Here is a 17,706-nt window from a genome sequence, read left to right as displayed (position 1 = left end):
TTGCCGGTGATCGCGGGGCAAGCCCGCTCCTACTTGTCGGGGAGGAGCGGGCTTGTCCCGCGATGAAGCCTGCGCCGCTGTTCAGGGGGTGTGTAACGGGTCCGAGGCAGCTGCGCGCTGGCTGGCCCAGTACTGGATCGTTTCGCGCAATTGCGACAGCTCCACCGGCTTGGCCATGTGGCCGTCCATGCCCGCCTGGCGCGCGCGTTCCTTGTGTTCGCTGAGGATGTGCGCGGTCAGCGCCACCACCGGGGTGCGCTGACGCTGGTTGGCAGCTTCCCAGGCGCGCAGCTGCTCGGTGGCGGAGAAGCCATCGAGCACGGGCATCTCGCAGTCCATCAGCACCAGGTCGTAGCGCTGTGCCTTCATTGCCCGCAGGGCCTCCTCGCCATTGCTGGCGGTGTCCGGCTCCAGGTTGAGCTTGCCGAGCATGCCGCGGATGACCTTGGTCGAAATGCTGTTGTCCTCGGCCACCAGCACGCGAAAGTCGCTGGGCAGGTCCAACGGCCCGGATGGGCCTGTAGGGCCGGGTGCGGGTGATTGTTCGCGGCCGCGCAGGGCAAGCTCTTCGGCCAGGGTGGTCTTGAGGGTGTAGCCAGCCACCGGCTTGGCCAGGATGCGCTTGACCCCGGCATTGCGGGCGATGATCTTGCTCGGCGCGTTGCTGATACCGGTGAGCATCACCACCAGGATGTCGTGGTTCAGGCTGGGGTCCTCCTTGATCTTCGCGGCCAGTTGCATGCCCGTCATGCCTGGCATGTTCTGGTCCAGCAGCACGGCGTCGAAATAGTCGCGCAGGTGCGCCTTGGTGCGCAGCAGGGCCAGGGCCTCCTTGCCCGACGGCACGGCGCTGACATTCATGCCCCAGGCGCTGCACTGCTGCACCAGCACCTTGCGACACGTGTCGTTGTCGTCCACCACCAGTACGCGGGCGTCGCGCAACGGGCCGTTCAGGTCGGTAGGCGGTTGCTCCAGGCGCGAGGGATCCAGGGGCAGGGTGAGCCAGAGGGTGTTCCCGGTATTGTTGCTGCTCTTGATCCCGAACTCGCCTTGCATCAGACCGATCAATTGCTTGGCAATGACCAACCCCAGGTGGCCACCAAGCTTGTTGCTGGAGAGGAACTGGTGGCTGTGCAGCTCGGCCTGCAGCAAGGCTTCGCGCTCGGCAGGCGGCATCGCATCGCCGCTGTCCTGCACGGCGATGCGCAGGCGCGGCACGCCACCCCGTTGGTCGAGGGCCACCACCAGCAGGATCTCGCCCTGTTCGGTATTCTTCAGGGCATTGTCCAGCAAGCTCGACAGGGCCTGGCGCAGGCGTGTCGGGTCGCCGCTGATCACTTGCGGAACCTGCGGCTGGGTGAAACTGATCAGCTCGATGTTCTGCTGCTCGGCCTTGGCCCGGAAGATGTTCAGGCAATCCTCGATCAACGCGTTGAGGTCGAACTGCACATCGTCCAGTTCGATCTGGCGGGACTCGAGCTTGGAAATGTCGAGGATCTCGTTGATCAGGGTAAGCAGTTCGTTGCCGGCGCTGTGGATGGTCTGCACATAGTCACGCTGCTTGACCGACAACGGCGTGCCCAGCAGCAGTTCGGTCATGCCCAGCACGCCATTCATGGGGGTGCGGATTTCATGGCTGATCTTGGCAAGGAACTCGGCCTTGGCGTTGATCTCGGCATCGCTGGCGGCCAGGGCGCGGCTGGCGCGGAAGCGTTCCTCGCTGATCCTGCGCAGGCGCTCGCTGACCGCCAGGTTCAACAACAGCCCGCTGGCCACGGTCAGCCCCATGAGAATGCACAGCAGCCAGGGGGTCGTGGTGCGGGTAAGGCCCAGCAGGGCAGGCAGCAGCACCAGCCCTCCCAGGTTGAATACCAGCATGGCCACGGCGAACAGACGCGCAGGCCCATAGCCCTTGTACCAGTGGTAGGCACTGACCAGCAGCATGGTGACGCTGCCCAGGGCCATCAGGGCGTAGGTCATCAGGTTCAGCGGCAAGGTATCGACGAACAGCAGCACCAGGCCACTGACCGCGACGATCAGCATCTCCCCGTGCAACAAGCGGTTGCACCGCAGCGAGCTACAGGGGCTGAAGAAGTGTTGGGTGAAATACAGCCCGGCCAGGCCTGCCAGGACCAGGGTCAGGTAGGCTGCCGGCGTCTGCGCGCTGTGCCACAGGTGCCACCAGGGGCCGCTGAGGTTGAGCAGGATCAGGGCGCTGAGCAGCATCAGGCCATGGTAGAGGGCCAGGATCAGCGTGGTGTTGGAACGGGTGTAGAGGAAGCGGATCAGGTTGTGCAGGATCAGCATTGCCAGGCCGCCGAACAGCAGGCCGAACAACAAGGGGCGTGTCTGGTCGGCGGCGACCGACGCAGCAGGCTCGAGGCTGATGGCAGGGCGCAACTGGTGTTCGGAGACCAGCCGTACGTAGATTTCCAGGGCGTTGGGGCTGTTGGGCAATGGCAACAGGTGGTCGCTGCTGCGCAGGGTCGGGCTGGCATTGCCAGCCTGGCGGCCATGGTGCATCTGGCGCACCAGCTTTTCGCCATCCAGGGCGTAGAAGTCCAGGCGCGAGAGGTCTGGGGCGAAGATGCGCAGCAGTTGTTCCTGCTCACCGGGTTCGAGCCGGTAGTGCAGCCAGAGGGCCTGGTCGGCCGGTGCGGCGTCGAGCTCGAGCAGGCGGATGGGGCTGAACTGGTTGCGGTAGCGCTCCGAGCGCACATCGCTCAATTGCAGGTTGGCCTGTTCATCGAGCAGGACCGACCAGCCTGCGCCTTGCTCGGCTGAGGCAGGAGGCAGGCAGAGCAGTGTCAGCAGGCTGACGAACAGGGCAATGGCAATCCGAAGCCGACGCACGACGAGGTCCTTCCTAGCTAAGATGCCGGATTACAACTATGCGCGGGGCGCCAAGACCGAGGCAAGCCCCCGGGGAGGCCTTGTCGGCGGGCCGAAGGCCGTGCGCCAGGGGCGACACGGCGATTCGGTGCAGGTTACTGGTGCTCGCCACGCTCGCGGGCGATGGCCCGGTAGCCAATGTCGGTGCGGTAGAAGCTGCCGTTCCAGTCGATCTGCTCGGCCAGGCGATAGGCCTGCTGCTGGGCAGCCTCGACCGTGGCGCCCATGGCGGTGGCGCAGAGCACACGGCCGCCAGCGGTGACGACCTGGCCGTCCTTCAGGGCGGTGCCGGCATGGAAGACCTTGCCTTCGAGCTTGGCGGCCGCATCCAGGCCGTTGATGACGTCACCCTTGGCATAGTCGCCCGGGTAGCCGCCGGCAGCCAGGACCACGCCCAGGCTCGGTTGCGGGTTCCACTGCGCCTCGACCTTGTCCAGGGCCTTGGCGAAGGCGGCTTCGACCAGCAATACCAGGCTCGATTCCAGGCGCAGCATGACCGGCTGGGTTTCCGGGTCGCCGAAGCGGCAGTTGAACTCGATGACCTTGGGGTTGCCCGCCTTGTCGATCATCAGGCCCGCGTACAGGAAGCCGGTGTAGACGTTGCCCTCCTCGGCCATGCCACGCACGGTCGGCCAGATGACCTGGTCCATCACGCGCTGGTGCACGTCCGGGGTGACCACCGGAGCCGGGGAGTAGGCGCCCATGCCACCGGTGTTCGGGCCGGTGTCCTTGTCGCCGACGCGTTTGTGGTCCTGGCTGGTGGCCATCGGCAGCACGTTATGGCCATCGACCATGACGATGAAGCTGGCTTCCTCGCCGTCGAGGAACTCCTCGATGACCACGCGCGAACCTGCGTCGCCGAAGGCGTTGCCGGCGAGCATATCGCGTACGGCGGCTTCGGCTTCCTCGAGGGTCATGGCGACGATCACGCCCTTGCCCGCGGCCAGGCCGTCGGCCTTGATGACGATCGGCGCGCCCTTTTCCTTCAGATAGGCCAGGGCCGGCTCGATTTCGGTGAAGTTCTGGTAGTCGGCGGTCGGAATCTTGTGACGTGCCAGGAAGTCCTTGGTGAAGGCCTTGGAGCCTTCCAGCTGGGCTGCGCCCTTGGTTGGGCCGAAGCAGTCCAGGCCGCGGCTGCGGAACAGGTCGACGACGCCGGCGACCAGCGGGGCCTCTGGGCCGACGATGGTCATCTGTACGTGCTGTTCGGCGAAGTCGGCCAGTTGCTCCAGGGCGGTGACGTCGATGGCGACGTTCTCGCACTTGGCTTCGGTGGCGGTGCCGGCGTTGCCTGGAGCAACGTAGACCTTCTCGACCCGTGGGTCCTGGGCGACTTTCCAGGCCAGGGCGTGCTCACGGCCGCCGCTGCCGATGATCAAAACTTTCATGTCAAAACCTCGAATGCTTTCGGGCGGGAGGCAAAGCCTCACGCTGTACGAGGTCGCAATGAAGCAGGTAGGTGCAAGGCGGGGCCGGTTCCGATGAGCGGAATTGCCTTTTGGCAATGAGCATCAGCGGAAGCGGCCCCAACGCAGCAGATGCCTGCTTCAGTGCGGCCGATTGCCGTAAATCAGTGGCGGAAGTGGCGCATGCCGGTGAACACCATGGCGATGCCGGCTTCGTCGGCAGCGGCGATGACTTCGGCATCGCGCATCGAGCCACCTGGCTGGATCACCGCGGTGATACCCACTTTAGCCGCATTGTCGATGCCGTCACGGAACGGGAAGAACGCATCCGAGGCCATGACCGCGCCCTGTACCTGCAGGCCGGCATGCTCGGCCTTGATGGCGGCGATGCGGGCGGAGTTGACGCGGCTCATCTGGCCGGCACCCACGCCGATGGTCTGGCGTTGCTTGGCGTAGACGATAGCGTTGGACTTGACGAACTTGGCCACTTTCCAGGCGAAGACCAGGTCGTGGATCTCCTGCTCGGTCGGGGCGCGCTTGGTCACGACCTGCAGGTCTTCGGCAGTGATCATGCCGATGTCACGGCTTTGCACCAACAGGCCACCGTTGACACGCTTGAAGTCCCAGCCGGCAGCACGCTCGGCAGGCCATTCGCCGCACTCGAGCAGGCGTACGTTCTGCTTGGCGGCCACCACCTCGCGGGCAGCCTGGGAGATCTTCGGCGCGATGATCACTTCGACGAACTGGCGATCGACGATGGCCTTGGCGGTTTCGCCATCCAGTTCACGGTTGAAGGCGATGATGCCGCCGAAGGCCGACTCGGTGTCGGTGGCGTAGGCCAGGTCGTAGGCCTTGCGGATGCCGCCTTCGTCTTCCGGAACCACGGCCACGCCGCACGGGTTGGCGTGCTTGACGATGACGCAGGCCGGCTTGACGAAGCTCTTCACGCACTCGAGGGCGGCGTCGGTGTCGGCCACGTTGTTGAACGACAGTTCCTTGCCCTGCAGCTGAAGCGCGGTGGAAACGCTGGCCTCGCCCTTCTTGGCCTCGACGTAGAACGCCGCGCTCTGGTGCGGGTTCTCGCCGTAGCGCATTTCCTGGGCCTTGACGAACTGGCTGTTGAAGGTGCGCGGGAACTCGCTGCGACCTTCGGTGGACAGGGTGTCCTTGGCCTGGTCGATGGTGCCCATGTAGTTGGCGATCATGCCGTCGTAGGCGGCGGTGTGCTCGAAGGCCTTGAGCATCAGGTCGAAGCGCTGGGCGTAGGTCAGGCCGCCGGCCTTGAGGTTCTCCAGGACGCTGGCGTAGTCGCTGGCGTTGACCACGATGGCGACGTCCTTGTGGTTCTTCGCTGCGGAACGGACCATGGTCGGGCCGCCGATGTCGATGTTCTCGATGGCGGTCGGCAGGTCGCAGCCGGGCTTGGCGATGGTTGCCTCGAACGGGTACAGGTTGACCGCGACCAGGTCGATCGGCTTGATACCGTGTTCGTTCATGATGGCATCGTCGATGCCGCGACGGCCCAGGATGCCGCCGTGGATCTTCGGATGCAGGGTCTTGACCCGGCCATCCATCATTTCAGCGAAGCCGGTGTAGTCGGCCACTTCCACCGCGTTCACACCGTTGTCCTTGAGCAGCTTGTAGGTGCCGCCGGTGGACAGGATCTCGACGCCGAGCTGTTGCAGCTCACGGGCGAACTCGAGGATCCCGGTCTTGTCGGAGACGCTGATCAGGGCGCGGCGGATCGGCAGGCGGGTAGTCTGGTCGGTCATTTCGGATTCCATAACGCGGTGGATTCAGCAAAAAAGGCGCCTCTTGGGGAGAGCCGCCTTTTCTGGTTGGGGTTCGATTACAACAGGTCGTACTGCTTGAGCTTCTTGCGCAGGGTGCCACGGTTGAGCCCGAGCATCTCGCTGGCCTTGGTCTGGTTGCCCTTGACGTAGTTCATCACGCTTTCGAGCAGCGGTGCCTCGACTTCCGACAGCACCAGGTTGTAGACGTCCGTGACGGTCGCCCCTTCCAAGTGTGCGAAGTAGTTGTGCAGCGCCTTCTCCACGCTGTCGCGCAGGGTCTGGCCCTCTTCGCTCGGCGTATTGAGGTGCTGTTTCAGGTTGGCGTTGTCGCTCACGGGCGTTGTTCCACTCACTAATGTCTCGGTCATCATCGTCATGCGGCCACCCCTTGTCCGTCCTCTGTCTCAAGGCTCTCTCGACGTTCGCGGAAAAACGCGCGAACGTTGGCGCACTGCGCTTGTGTGTCTTCCAGCGCATTGAACCGGGCGCGGAACTCCTTGCCGCCCGGTCGTGTTGCCAGGTACCAGCCAACGTGCTTGCGGGCGATACGTACGCCCATCACATCGCCATAGAAGGCATGCAACGCCGCCAGGTGCTCCAGCAGAATGTGTTCCACTTCCTCCAGCGCCGGAGCAGGCAGGTGCTCGCCCGTACGCAGGTAATGCTCGATCTCGCGGAAAATCCACGGCCGCCCCTGGGCGGCACGGCCGATCAGCAGGCCGTCGACACCGGTGGTGTGCAACACCGCCCGGGCCTTTTCTGGCGAAGTGATGTCGCCGTTGGCGAAAACCGGGATCGACACCGCCTGCTTGATCGCAGCGATGGTGTCGTACTCGGCTTCGCCGGTGTACAGGTCGGCGCGTGTGCGGCCATGTACCGCCAGCGCCTGGATGCCGGCCTGCTCGGCGATCTTCGCCACGGTCAGGCCGTTCTTGTTCGCCCGGTCCCAGCCGGTGCGGATCTTCAGGGTCACCGGTACCTCCACTGCGCCGACCACGGCGTGGAGGATTTCGCTGACCAAGGCTTCATCTCTCAATAAAGCAGAACCGGCGGCCTTGTTGCAGACTTTTTTCGCCGGGCAGCCCATGTTGATGTCGATGATCTGGGCGCCAGCCTCGACATTGGCCCGGGCCGCCGCGGCCAGCATCTGCGCATCGCCACCGGCGATCTGCACCGAGCGTGGCTCGGGATCGCCATCATGGATGCGGCGCAGGCGCGACTTGCGGCTGTTCCACAGGCTCATGTCGCTGGTCACCATTTCCGAGACGACCATGCCGGCGCCCAGGCGCTGGCAAAGCGTACGGAAAGGTTGGTCCGTGACCCCGGCCATGGGCGCGAGGATCAGGTTGTTTCGCAGTGTGTAAGGGCCGATGCGTACCGCCGACATAGGTGTTCCCTGTTGTGGGGCCGAATCATTGGAGTCCGAAAAAGGGTTGGCATGATACCCGCTCTCGATGACCGGATAAAGATGAATCTGGATAAAATCTGAACAGCTGTGGGCTTATGACTTTGCGGTCCAAGCTGCAAATTTTGGGCCGTTGACGGGTTTTTCCGGGCCTGCTTCGCGGGCCATCGCGACACGAGACTGCTCGCCAGGCGCGGTGGAAATCTACTGGCCCTTGAGGGAACCCTCTAGGAGCGGGCTTGTCCCGCGATTAGGCCGGGCCCGATATCACCGGCGCCTGGCAAGGGCTTCGCCCTTGATCGCGGGGCAAGCCCGCTCCTACAGGTGTTCGGGCGCAAGGCGCCCCTTGTGGTCATTCCGGCGAACGGAAGCTCAGGCTGTAGTTCACGGCCTTGGGACCGGGGTCGAGGATATCCAGGGCGATGTGGATCGGCGTCTGGCTCGGCATGTCGCCGCGCCCGGCCAGTTCCCCCGAGAGGTATTCGCTGGGCTTGAAGCGACGGCTGGCGATCAGTTGGCCGTTGAGGTCGGCAAATCGCAGCTCCAGCAGCGGGAACGGCTGGGAGAACGGGGCCCGGTTGTAGATGATCGCATCGACGATCAGTGCGCCCTTGAAGTCCGGATGACTACGCACCACCAGGTTGCTGCTCTTGATCCGGCTGACATCCACCCGGGTCGGTACCTGGCAACCAAGCATCGGGCACAGTTGTTGGAACCAGGGGCGGTACTGGTCCTGGCGAGCCATTTCGTCGAAGTGGTAGCTGATGTACTGGAACGCCAGCAAACCCGCGGCCAGCAGGGTCAGCACACCCCACAGCAGGCGCTTGGCCCAGTTGGGCCTGGCCTTTTGCCAGTCGAGCTGCAGCGGGTCGTCCACCACATGCACCAGCGGTTCCTTGCGCGTCGGGCGTTCGGCCTTGGCCGCCAAGGCCGGCTCGGGCCGCTCGTCGGCGAGGCGCTCGAGCTCGTCGTCTCGGGCCGACAGGCGCAGATGGCCATGCTCGTCATCGTCCCGTGCCGAGAGCCCTTTTTCAGGGATATCGTCATCCAGGCCAGTGAAATGGTCGCCCTGCCCGTCGTCGTGATGGGGCTCGGCCTGGCCGAATGCTCGCGGCTCGTCGTCGTCCAGGACCAGGCCATTGCCCAGGGTCGGCTCGGTGCGGTCACCGGGCTGCGGTTCTGCCTGGAGGTCGAGGACCTCTTGTTCGACCAGCACCGGAGCCGGTTCGTCGGCGGCCTGGAGTGCCGGCGGCTCGCCGGTTGCCGTACCGAAGGGTTCGTCGGCATGGTCGTCAGGACCATGCTCGTCACGACGGGCCTGCAGGGCATCCTCGCGAGGCGGGGCCTGGCGTTCTTCGGGCGCACCGCGACGCTCCAGGCGAGCCAGTTCCTGGTCCAGGTCCAGGTCGTCCAGCGCCTGGGCGGTGATGGCCCAGTCCTCAGGCTCGGTATTCGGCTGTTCGTTGATCGTCGGTTGCGTCGCCTCCGGTGCCGGTATCGGTGCCGCCGGGGCAGGGGAGGTGCGGTTCTGCTCCAGCAACTGCTTGGCGGCGTTGAACACCTGCAGGCAATGGCCGCAGCGCACCACGCCCCGGGCCACGCTCAACTGGTTGTGCGTGACGCGAAAGCTGGTCTGGCAATGAGGACACTGGGTGACGAAACTGTCGGTCATGCGGCGATCCGGGTTGTGCAGAAAGTTGAGTCTAGTTGGCTAGCGGCGGCGACCACTGATGCGTACCCAGCCGTCGCGCACGACGATCGGGTCCAGTTCGAAGTCGCCCGCGTAGGCTGCGGCCACTTCCTCGCCCTGTTCGGCGAGGATGCCCGAGAGTGCCAGCAGGCCGCCGGGGCGGACCAGGCCGGACAGTTGCGGGGCCAGCGAGACCAGCGGGCCGGCCAGGATATTGGCGACCAGTACGTCGGCTTGCATGGCGGGCATCTGCTCGGGCAGGTACAGGGCCAGTCGCTCGTCGGCGATGCCGTTGCGCTGGGCGTTGTCACGCGAGGCTTCGATGGCCTGCACGTCGATGTCGGTGCCGATCGCCTCGCGGGCGCCCAGCAGCAGGGCGGCAATGGCCAGGATCCCCGAGCCACAGCCGAAATCCAGCACCTGGGTGCCTTCGAGCTGCTGGCCGTCGAGCCATTCCAGGCACAGAGCGGTGGTCGGGTGGGTGCCGGTACCGAAGGCCAGGCCCGGATCGAGCAGCAGGTTCACCGCGTCCTTTTCCGGCGCCTCGTGCCAGCTGGGCACGATCCACAAGCGCTGGCCGAAACGCATGGGCTGGAAGTTGTCCATCCAGCTGCGTTCCCAGTCCTGGTCCTCGATTACCTCGGCGTGGTGCTCCGGCAGCTCGGCGCCGGTCAGCAAGCGCAGGTGGGCGAACACGGCCTCGGGCTCGGCATCGGCTTCGAACAGGGCCAGCAGGTGGGTGTGCGACCAGAGCGGCGTGGTGTTGAGGTCCGGTTCGAAGATGGGCTGGTCCTCGGCGTCCATGAAGGTCACCGAGACAGCGCCGACTTCGAGCAGGGCGTCTTCGTAGGTTTCGGCTTGGTCTGGGCTGATGGCCAGGCGAACTTGCAGCCAGGGCATGGCGGGCACCTTTGGTAAATCGACAGGGGCAGCCCGAGGCTGCGCGGAGCTAGGCAGTTTACTTGAGTGCGTGGGGTTTGTAGAGGTCGTCGCAGGGGGGGCGCCAGCTGGCATTTTTACGAGTCCTGCCGTCGTCGTCTTCTCGCTAGTGTGGTGTTTTGCAAAGAGCGCCGCGCGTTATGGGCGTTATTTGTGAAACACCACACTAGGGTACCTGCTCAATTGGACGGCACCCGCTAGGAGATAGCCAATGCACAATGTCGAGCCTGAGTTGCACCGAAACACACCGACGGTCACGGTAATCGATAACCGTGGCCTGAACATTCGCGAAATTGTTTATCACCGCCACCCGGACACGCCCCAGAGGGTCGAAGAGCGCATTACCTATCACCAGCACGATGCGCGTGGTTTTCTGGCACGAAGCGCAGACCCGCGCTTGGCCAATGCGGGACGGGTGAATTTCAGTTACCTCTCGGACCTGGGTGGCGGCACGCTGCGAACGCGCAGTGTCGATGCCGGTGGTTCTGTCGCGCTGAACGATGTGGCAGGGCGACCTTGCCTGGCTGTGAGCCAGATCGGTATCGATGCACAGGGATGTGACGATGCCAGCCAGGCGGTTACCCGAACCTGGTTCTACGAGAATGGCGCATCCGGTCGCCTGCTGGGCGTGACGGAGCAGGCGGCTGGACAGAGCTCGCGGATCATGGAGCGCTGTGTCTGGGCCGGCCTGGCTCAGGAGGCACGTGATCTTAACCTGGCCGGGCAACGTATTCGCCATTACGATCCGGCGGGGATGGTGGAGGTCGAAAGCATTGCGTTGAGCGGGAAGCCGCACACCGTCACGCGGCGGCTGCTGAAGGGGACCGATGAATGGGAGGTCGTCGCCGACTGGCAAGGTGCCGGGGCCGCTGATTGGGATGCGCTGCTGGATACCGATGCCTACACCAGCGTGAATACGGCAGATGCGACGGGAGCGGTACTGACGACCTTGGATGCTGTGTGCAACCTGCAACGTGTTTCCTATGACGTGGCAGGTCAGCTCAACGGCAGTTGGCTGACGCTCGAAAATGGGCTGGAGCGAACGATCGTCAAGTCCCTGGAGTACTCGGCGACGGGCCAGAAGCTGCGTGAAGAACATGGCAATGGTGTGGTGACGCACTACACCTACGAGCCTGCCACGCAACGCCTGGCCAGCATCCAGACCGAACGCCCCGCTGGTCGTGCCAGTGGCGCCAAGGTCCTGCAAGACTTGCGTTACGCCTTCGACCCGGTCGGCAATGTGCTCAACGTACGCAACGACGCCGAGGCCACCCGTTTCTGGCGCAACCAGAAGGTTGTGCCGCAAAGCACCTACACCTATGACACCCTGTACCAGCTGGCCAGCGCCAGCGGCCGCGAAATGGCCAGCGCCGGCCAGCAAGGGCAGGGCGGCCAGTTCTCGCCGTTCACACCCATCGACAGCGCCACGTTCACCCGCTACACCCGCACCTACACCTACGACAGCGCAGGTAACTTGATTCGGATCCGCCACAGCGCCCCCGCCACCAACAACAGCTATACAAACGACATCACCGTCAGCGATTGCAGCAACCGGGCGGTGTCGAGCACGCTCGAGCCAGATCCGTCGCAGGTGGAGGCGTTGTTCACGCCCGGTGGCCAGCAGGGCCTGTTGCTGCCCGGCCAGCGGTTGGCCTGGACACCACGGGCAGAGCTGCGGCATGTCACCTTGGTGGCGCGCCAAGGCGGTATGGATGACGGCGAAAGCTACCGCTACGACAGTGATAGCCAGCGCGTCATGAAGGTCAGCATCCAGCAAGCTTCCGGCAGTGCGCAGGTTCGGCGCGTGATGTACTTGCCTGGGCTTGAGCGGAGGACCGTGACAACCAACGGCAACATCACGGAAAACCTTCATGTCGTGACGGCGGGGGAGGCCGGGCGCGCGCAGGTGCGGGTGCTGCACTGGGAAACCGGCCGCCCCGCAGAGCTCGCGAACGACCGGCTACGTTACAGCTACGACGACATGCTGGGGAGCAGTACGTTGGAAGTCGATGGGGCGGGCAACGTGATTACCCGAGAAGAGTACTACCCGTTTGGCGGCACTGCGGTATGGGCAGCACGCAACGAGGTGGAGGCCCACTACAAGACGGTTCGTTATTCGGGCAAGGAGCGGGATGCGACGGGGTTGTATTACTACGGGTACCGGTATTACCAGCCTTGGGTTGGCAGGTGGTTGAGTGCGGATCCGGCGGGGACTGTGGATGGGCTCAATCTTTACCGAATGTGTCGAAACAACCCAATGTCACTGGTCGACGAATACGGAATGATCCCTATTTGGCCGTTCGATCGATGGTTACAGTCTAGGTCCCAGTCTGCACAGCCTGCAACCGGTGCCTCGCAACTGAGGTCAGCACTAAATTTGAGTCCAGAGCAAAACTTGAACATGGAGCGAAGGGCGCATACAGCGGAGTCGGTTACCGCGACATCTGAACAGGGGGCAAGTAATTACCTGTTTACCTTGGGCGCCCGACAGAACGTTGGCCTTAGTTTGTACTATCCCAGCACCCGAACTGGCATTGTCATGCATTTCAACCATGACCATTTTCCCTACATCGGTGCGGCAATCGAACGGGCGTTTCAGGCGCTGGATCCTGCCCGGATCGATCCGTTTGGGCCGCACTTCCAACCTTCCGAAGTACGTGCGGTGATGATAGGGGGAGAGTGGTTGACCGGGCCCAACATCGGTGAACCCATCAGGTCACTCCTCCACCAGCGAGGTGTCGGTGTTCAGTGGAGGCATTGGTCTTTCGCGTCGATCACTTCACGAAACTATGGAATGCGGTTGGACCTCGAGTCGGGTGATACGTACGTCTTTACCCATCGAGAGGGCTTGGGTGACAGCGATAGTCGCATCATGGTGCCTGCACGTTACCTTCAAGCACAGAACGTGGGTGATCAGGCGGCGCCAACAAGAATGGTCGATCTGACCGCACGCCAGCGTGCTGCCGAACAGAGGCGGGCTGCTGCTCGTGCCGTACAGGAAGACATTCTCAGGGCGCGTGAAGCCGCTGCGTTGCAGGCTGTAAGAGAGGGGCAGTCAATCCCGTTCAAAGTGGTAGCCCGCAGAGCGGGCTGAAGTCCATGCCAGCTGGACGGGGATGAGCGAGGCTATAAATCCCCCGACGCTTTCCTGCAATAAAAACCCCGGCACCAGGCCGGGGTTTTTTCATCACGCTAACGCGATCACTCCTGGTTGGCCAGTTTGTGCTCGAGGTAGTGGATGTTGACGCCACCTTTGCAGAAACCTTCATCACGCACCAGGTCGCGGTGCAGTGGGATGTTGGTCTTGATGCCGTCGACGACGATCTCGTCCAGGGCATTGCGCATGCGCGCCATGGCTTCGTCGCGGTCCTTGCCGTAGGTGATCAGCTTGCCGATCAGCGAGTCGTAGTTCGGCGGAACCGAGTAGCCGCTGTACAGGTGCGAGTCGACACGCACGCCATTGCCGCCCGGGGCATGGAAGTGCTTGACGGTACCTGGGCTCGGGATGAACTTCTTCGGGTCTTCGGCGTTGATACGGCACTCCAGGGAGTGACCGCGGATCACCACGTCTTCCTGGCGGATCGACAGCTTGTTGCCAGCGGCGATGCTCAGCATCTCCTTGACGATGTCGATGCCGGTGACCATCTCCGAAACCGGGTGCTCGACCTGGACGCGGGTGTTCATCTCGATGAAGTAGAAGCGGCCGTCCTCGTACAGGAACTCGAAGGTGCCGGCACCGCGGTAGCCGATCTCGATGCACGCGTCGACGCAACGCTTGAAGACTTCCTGGCGGGCCTTCTCGTCGATGCCCGGAGCCGGGGCCTCTTCCAGCACCTTCTGGTGACGGCGCTGCAGCGAGCAGTCGCGGTCGCCCAGGTGAATGGCGTTGCCCTGGCCGTCGGACAGTACCTGGACTTCCACGTGGCGTGGGTTGGTCAGGAACTTCTCCAAGTAGACCATCGGGTTGCCGAAGGCGGCACCGGCTTCGGTACGGGTCAGCTTGGCCGAGGCGATCAGGTCCTCTTCCTTGTGCACCACGCGCATGCCGCGACCACCGCCACCACCGGCAGCCTTGATGATCACCGGGTAGCCGACGTCACGGGCGATCGCCAGGGCGACTTCCTCGTCTTCGGGCAGCGGGCCATCGGAACCAGGTACGGTCGGTACGCCCGAACGAATCATCGCGTCCTTGGCCGAGACCTTGTCGCCCATCAGGCGGATGGTGTCGGCTTTAGGGCCGATGAAGGCGAAGCCGGACTTCTCCACCTGTTCGGCGAAGTCGGCGTTTTCCGCCAGGAAGCCGTAACCGGGGTGGATCGCGGTGGCACCTGTCACTTCGGCGGCAGCGATGATCGCCGGGATGTGCAGGTAGGATTCCTTGGACGATGCAGGGCCGATGCAGACCGACTCGTCTGCCAGGCCCAGGTGCATCAGTTCGCGGTCGGCCGTGGAGTGAACAGCGACGGTCTTGATACCCAGCTCTTTGCAGGCACGCAGGATCCGCAGGGCAATTTCCCCGCGGTTGGCGATCAGGACTTTTTCGAGCTTCCCAGACATCGTTGGCTCTCCGCGATTCAAACGATGGTGAACAGCGGCTGGTCGAACTCAACCGGCTGACCGTCTTCCACCAGGATGGCGTCGATGACACCACCGACATCGGCTTCGATGTGGTTCATCATCTTCATGGCTTCGACGATGCACAGGGTGTCGCCCTTCTTCACGGTCTGGCCGACTTCGGCGAAGTTGGCAGAGGTCGGCGAAGGCTTGCGGTAGAAGGTGCCGACCATCGGCGAGCGGATCACGGTGCCTTTGAGGGCCGGGGCAGCGGCGGCGGCTTCGGCGGCCGGGGCAGCGGCAGCGACCGGAGCGGCAGCGGCAACCGGGGCGGCTACTGGAGCCGGGGCTGCGAAGTACTGGGCGCCGGCTGGGGTCTTGCTGTGACGGCTGATGCGAACGGACTCTTCGCCTTCCTTGATCTCCAGTTCGTCGATGCCAGACTCTTCCAGCAGTTCGATCAGCTTCTTGACTTTACGGATATCCATTAATCATCAACTCCCAAGGTTCGGTCGGGGACGTAATTTAAAAAACGTGGCTAGAACGTTTATCCAGGCCCTGGCCCGAAGGGGCCAAGGCCTTGTGTCATCAGGGCTGTGCGTTGGCAGCCAGGTATTCCAGTGCAGATTCCAGGGCCAACCGGTAGCCGGTGGCGCCCAGGCCGCAGATCACCCCTACGGCGACATCGGAAAAGTAGGAGTGATGACGGAACGGTTCACGCTTGTGCACGTTGGAAAGGTGCACTTCGATGAATGGGATGCTCACAGCCAGCAATGCGTCACGTAATGCGACGCTGGTGTGGGTGAAAGCAGCCGGGTTGATCAGGATGAAGTCCACGCCTTCGTTGCGCGCGGCGTGGATACGGTCGATCAGCTCGTACTCGGCATTGCTCTGCAGGTATTGCAGGTGGTGGCCAGCGGCGCGGGCGCGCTGCTCCAGGTCCTGGTTGATCTGGGCCAGGGTCACGGCGCCATAGTGGCCTGGCTCGCGGGTACCGAGCAGGTTGAGGTTGGGGCCGTGTAGCACCAGTAGGGTTGCCATCTGCGAATTCCTTGGTCTTGTAGGGCAATACGACATGAGCGCGGCGACTATGCCGCAAGAGGGCGTCGGGTGTCCAGTTCCCGGCAATAGCCAGCACGTTGTCCGAGATTCGCGCAAAGTATGTGACCAGATGATTAAGTCTGGTCACTAATGGCGGGAAAATTGCCGGCTCGCGGGAAGTTATAGACCCAGATCGCGACGCACGCGCGCCAAACGATCGGCAAATTCGACGGCATTCACTTCGCCAATGACCCGATCGACGGTTATTTCGCTGCCGTTCGCGGCAAAGAACAGCAATGCGGGAGGGCCGAACAGCTGGTAGCGGTCGAGCAGGGTGCGTTGCTCGGCATTGCTCTCGGTGATGTCGAAGCGCAGCAGCTTGAAGCCGGCGAGCTGGGGCTGCACCTGGGGCGCATTGAGCACCTCGTGCTCGATCACTTTGCAACTGATGCACCAGTCGGCGTACCAGTCCAGCAGCACTGGCTGGCCGGCTGTCTTGGCCTGGGCCAGGGCAGCGTCCAGCGCAGCTGGGGTGGTGACGGTCTGCCAGGCATCGGCCTGGCTGGCTGGCGTGCCGGTGGCGGTTGCCATGGCCGGTGGTGGCAGGGGGCGCAAGGGGTCGCCTTGGCCGTTGAGTGCGCCATACCAGCAGGCCAGGGCGTAGACCAGCAGGGCCAGGCCAAGAAGCTGCGCCAGGCGCTGGCGTGGCGTCTTGACCACGAACTCCAGGGCACCGAGGAACAGCGCCACGCCCGCAGCCAGCAGGCCCACCAGCAACAAGGTGGCCGGCCCCGGCAGCACGCGGCTGAGCAGGCCGATGGCCAGGCCCAGCAGCAACACGCCGATGGCGTTCTTGACCGTGTTCATCCATGGGCCGCTTTTCGGCAACCAGGCCGCGCCACCGGTGGCGACCACCAGCAATGGCGCCCCCATGCCCAGGCCCAGGGCGAACAGCTTCAGCGCTCCGCCCAGGGCGTCGCCGCTGGCACTGATATACAAGAGTGCTCCGGCCAGCGGTGCCGATACGCAGGGCGAAACCAGCAGGCTGGACAGCACGCCTAGCACCGCAGCGCCCAGCAGCGAGCCGCCTTTGGTGCGGTTGGCGACGTTGTTCAGACGGCTGCTCAGGGCCTGGGGCAGCTTGATGTCGAACAGGCCGAACATGGCCAGGGCAAAGAGCACGAAGAACAGGGCGAAGGGCACCAGCACCCAGGCCGACTGCAGGCGTGCCTGCAGGTTCAGGCTGGCGCCGAACACCCCCATCAGGGCGCCGAGCACGGCGAAGGAAATGGCCATCGGCAACACGTAGGCCAGCGACAGGCTCAGGCCGCGCCAGCCACCCACCTGGCCGCGCAGTACCACGCCGGAGAGGATCGGCAGCATGGGCAGCACGCATGGGGTGAAGGTCAGCCCCACCCCCGCGAGGAAGAACAGCAGCAGTGATTGCCAGTTCCAGCCCAGTTCGGTGCCGGTTGGTGCGCTACCCGCTGGGCCGCCTGTGCCGTCGATGCTCAGGCGTTCGGTTTCCGGGGGGTAGCACAGGCCCTTGTCGGCGCAGCCCTGGTAGCCCACCAGCAGGGTGAAGGGGCGCGGGTCGTTGGCCGGGCGGGGCAGCTCGATGTCGAGCACGCCATGGTACACCTCCACGTCGCCGAAGAATTCGTCGTGCTTGGCTTCGCCTTTGGGGATATTCGGCGTGCCGAGGGGGATATCGGCAGGCTCGGTGCGGAACTGGAAACGATGGCGGTAGAGGTAGTAGCCCTCGGTAGCGACGAAGCGCAGCTTGATGGACTGGGCGTCGGCCTGGACCAGGCTGAGCTTGAAGGCTTCATGGACGGGGAGGAAATCGGCGTTGTTGCCCAGCGAAGCGGCGCCAAGGGTGGCGCTGGGGCGATTATCGAGCAGGCCCGTGGCGAACGCAGGGCTGGCCTGCAGCAGGAACAACAGGAAAAACAGGCGGCGCATGGCGGTCTCGCTAGGTGAAAC

General features: G+C 63.9%; 12 protein-coding genes. 1 reads left to right on the top strand and 11 read right to left on the bottom strand.

The window, feature by feature from the left end; translation table 11 throughout:
• Positions 1–81: 81 nt before the first annotated feature.
• From ACXHGZ_RS18685 to prmA, 7 genes are all read right to left on the bottom strand, one after another.
• Positions 82–2,853 (bottom strand): hybrid sensor histidine kinase/response regulator, encoded by a 2,772-nt coding sequence (locus ACXHGZ_RS18685; protein ID WP_480460910.1) that lies wholly within the window; start codon positions 2,851–2,853, stop codon positions 82–84.
• 134 nt (positions 2,854–2,987) lie between these two features.
• The gene (gene purD, locus ACXHGZ_RS18680) at positions 2,988–4,280 is read right to left on the bottom strand and encodes a phosphoribosylamine--glycine ligase (protein ID WP_224457042.1); all 1,293 of its coding nucleotides are present in this window, start codon (positions 4,278–4,280) and stop codon (positions 2,988–2,990) included.
• 182 nt (positions 4,281–4,462) lie between these two features.
• Positions 4,463–6,070, bottom strand: a complete 1,608-nt coding sequence (purH, locus tag ACXHGZ_RS18675; protein WP_480460909.1) for a bifunctional phosphoribosylaminoimidazolecarboxamide formyltransferase/IMP cyclohydrolase — start codon at positions 6,068–6,070, stop codon at positions 4,463–4,465.
• 77 nt (positions 6,071–6,147) lie between these two features.
• A complete protein-coding gene (gene fis / locus ACXHGZ_RS18670; RefSeq protein WP_008093076.1) occupies positions 6,148–6,468 on the bottom strand; it encodes a DNA-binding transcriptional regulator Fis in 321 nt (106 codons plus the stop codon).
• Entirely contained in the window at positions 6,465–7,478 is a 1,014-nt protein-coding gene (gene dusB / locus ACXHGZ_RS18665) for a tRNA dihydrouridine synthase DusB (RefSeq protein ID WP_480460907.1), read from the bottom strand. Before dusB ends, fis begins: the two co-directional genes overlap by 4 nt.
• A 370-nt stretch (positions 7,479–7,848) precedes the next feature.
• Positions 7,849–9,168: a DUF3426 domain-containing protein gene (locus ACXHGZ_RS18660; RefSeq protein ID WP_480460904.1), complete on the bottom strand. Its 1,320-nt coding sequence runs from the start codon at positions 9,166–9,168 to the stop codon at positions 7,849–7,851.
• Between the two features lie 39 nt (positions 9,169–9,207).
• Positions 9,208–10,086, bottom strand: a complete 879-nt coding sequence (prmA, locus tag ACXHGZ_RS18655; protein WP_480460903.1) for a 50S ribosomal protein L11 methyltransferase — start codon at positions 10,084–10,086, stop codon at positions 9,208–9,210.
• 250 nt (positions 10,087–10,336) lie between these two features.
• Between prmA and ACXHGZ_RS18650 the strand changes: the two genes are divergently transcribed.
• Positions 10,337–13,219 carry an RHS repeat-associated core domain-containing protein gene (locus ACXHGZ_RS18650; protein ID WP_480460902.1) on the top strand — a complete coding sequence of 961 codons (2,883 nt, stop codon included), beginning with the start codon at positions 10,337–10,339 and terminating at the stop codon, positions 13,217–13,219.
• A 107-nt stretch (positions 13,220–13,326) separates the two neighbouring features.
• Here ACXHGZ_RS18650 and accC read toward each other — a convergent pair whose 3' ends face one another.
• The 4 genes from accC to ACXHGZ_RS18630 form a co-directional block, all read right to left on the bottom strand.
• On the bottom strand, positions 13,327–14,682 hold the full coding sequence (accC, locus tag ACXHGZ_RS18645; RefSeq protein WP_084858756.1) for an acetyl-CoA carboxylase biotin carboxylase subunit: 1,356 nt from the start codon (positions 14,680–14,682) through the stop codon (positions 13,327–13,329).
• Positions 14,683–14,699: 17 nt separating this feature from the next.
• Positions 14,700–15,167, bottom strand: coding sequence for an acetyl-CoA carboxylase biotin carboxyl carrier protein (gene accB / locus ACXHGZ_RS18640; RefSeq protein WP_416767188.1), 468 nt, complete (start codon positions 15,165–15,167; stop codon positions 14,700–14,702).
• A gap of 100 nt (positions 15,168–15,267) precedes the next feature.
• Positions 15,268–15,720: a type II 3-dehydroquinate dehydratase gene (gene aroQ / locus ACXHGZ_RS18635; protein WP_070090423.1), complete on the bottom strand. Its 453-nt coding sequence runs from the start codon at positions 15,718–15,720 to the stop codon at positions 15,268–15,270.
• A 180-nt stretch (positions 15,721–15,900) separates the two neighbouring features.
• A complete protein-coding gene (locus ACXHGZ_RS18630) occupies positions 15,901–17,685 on the bottom strand; it encodes a protein-disulfide reductase DsbD (protein WP_480460899.1) in 1,785 nt (594 codons plus the stop codon).
• Between the last annotated feature and the right edge of the window lie 21 nt (positions 17,686–17,706).

The sequence above is a fragment of the Pseudomonas shiyinii genome, assembly GCF_056725765.1.
The sequence above is the reverse complement of the archived record's forward strand: the minus strand, read 5'-3'. Positions and strand labels throughout refer to the sequence as shown.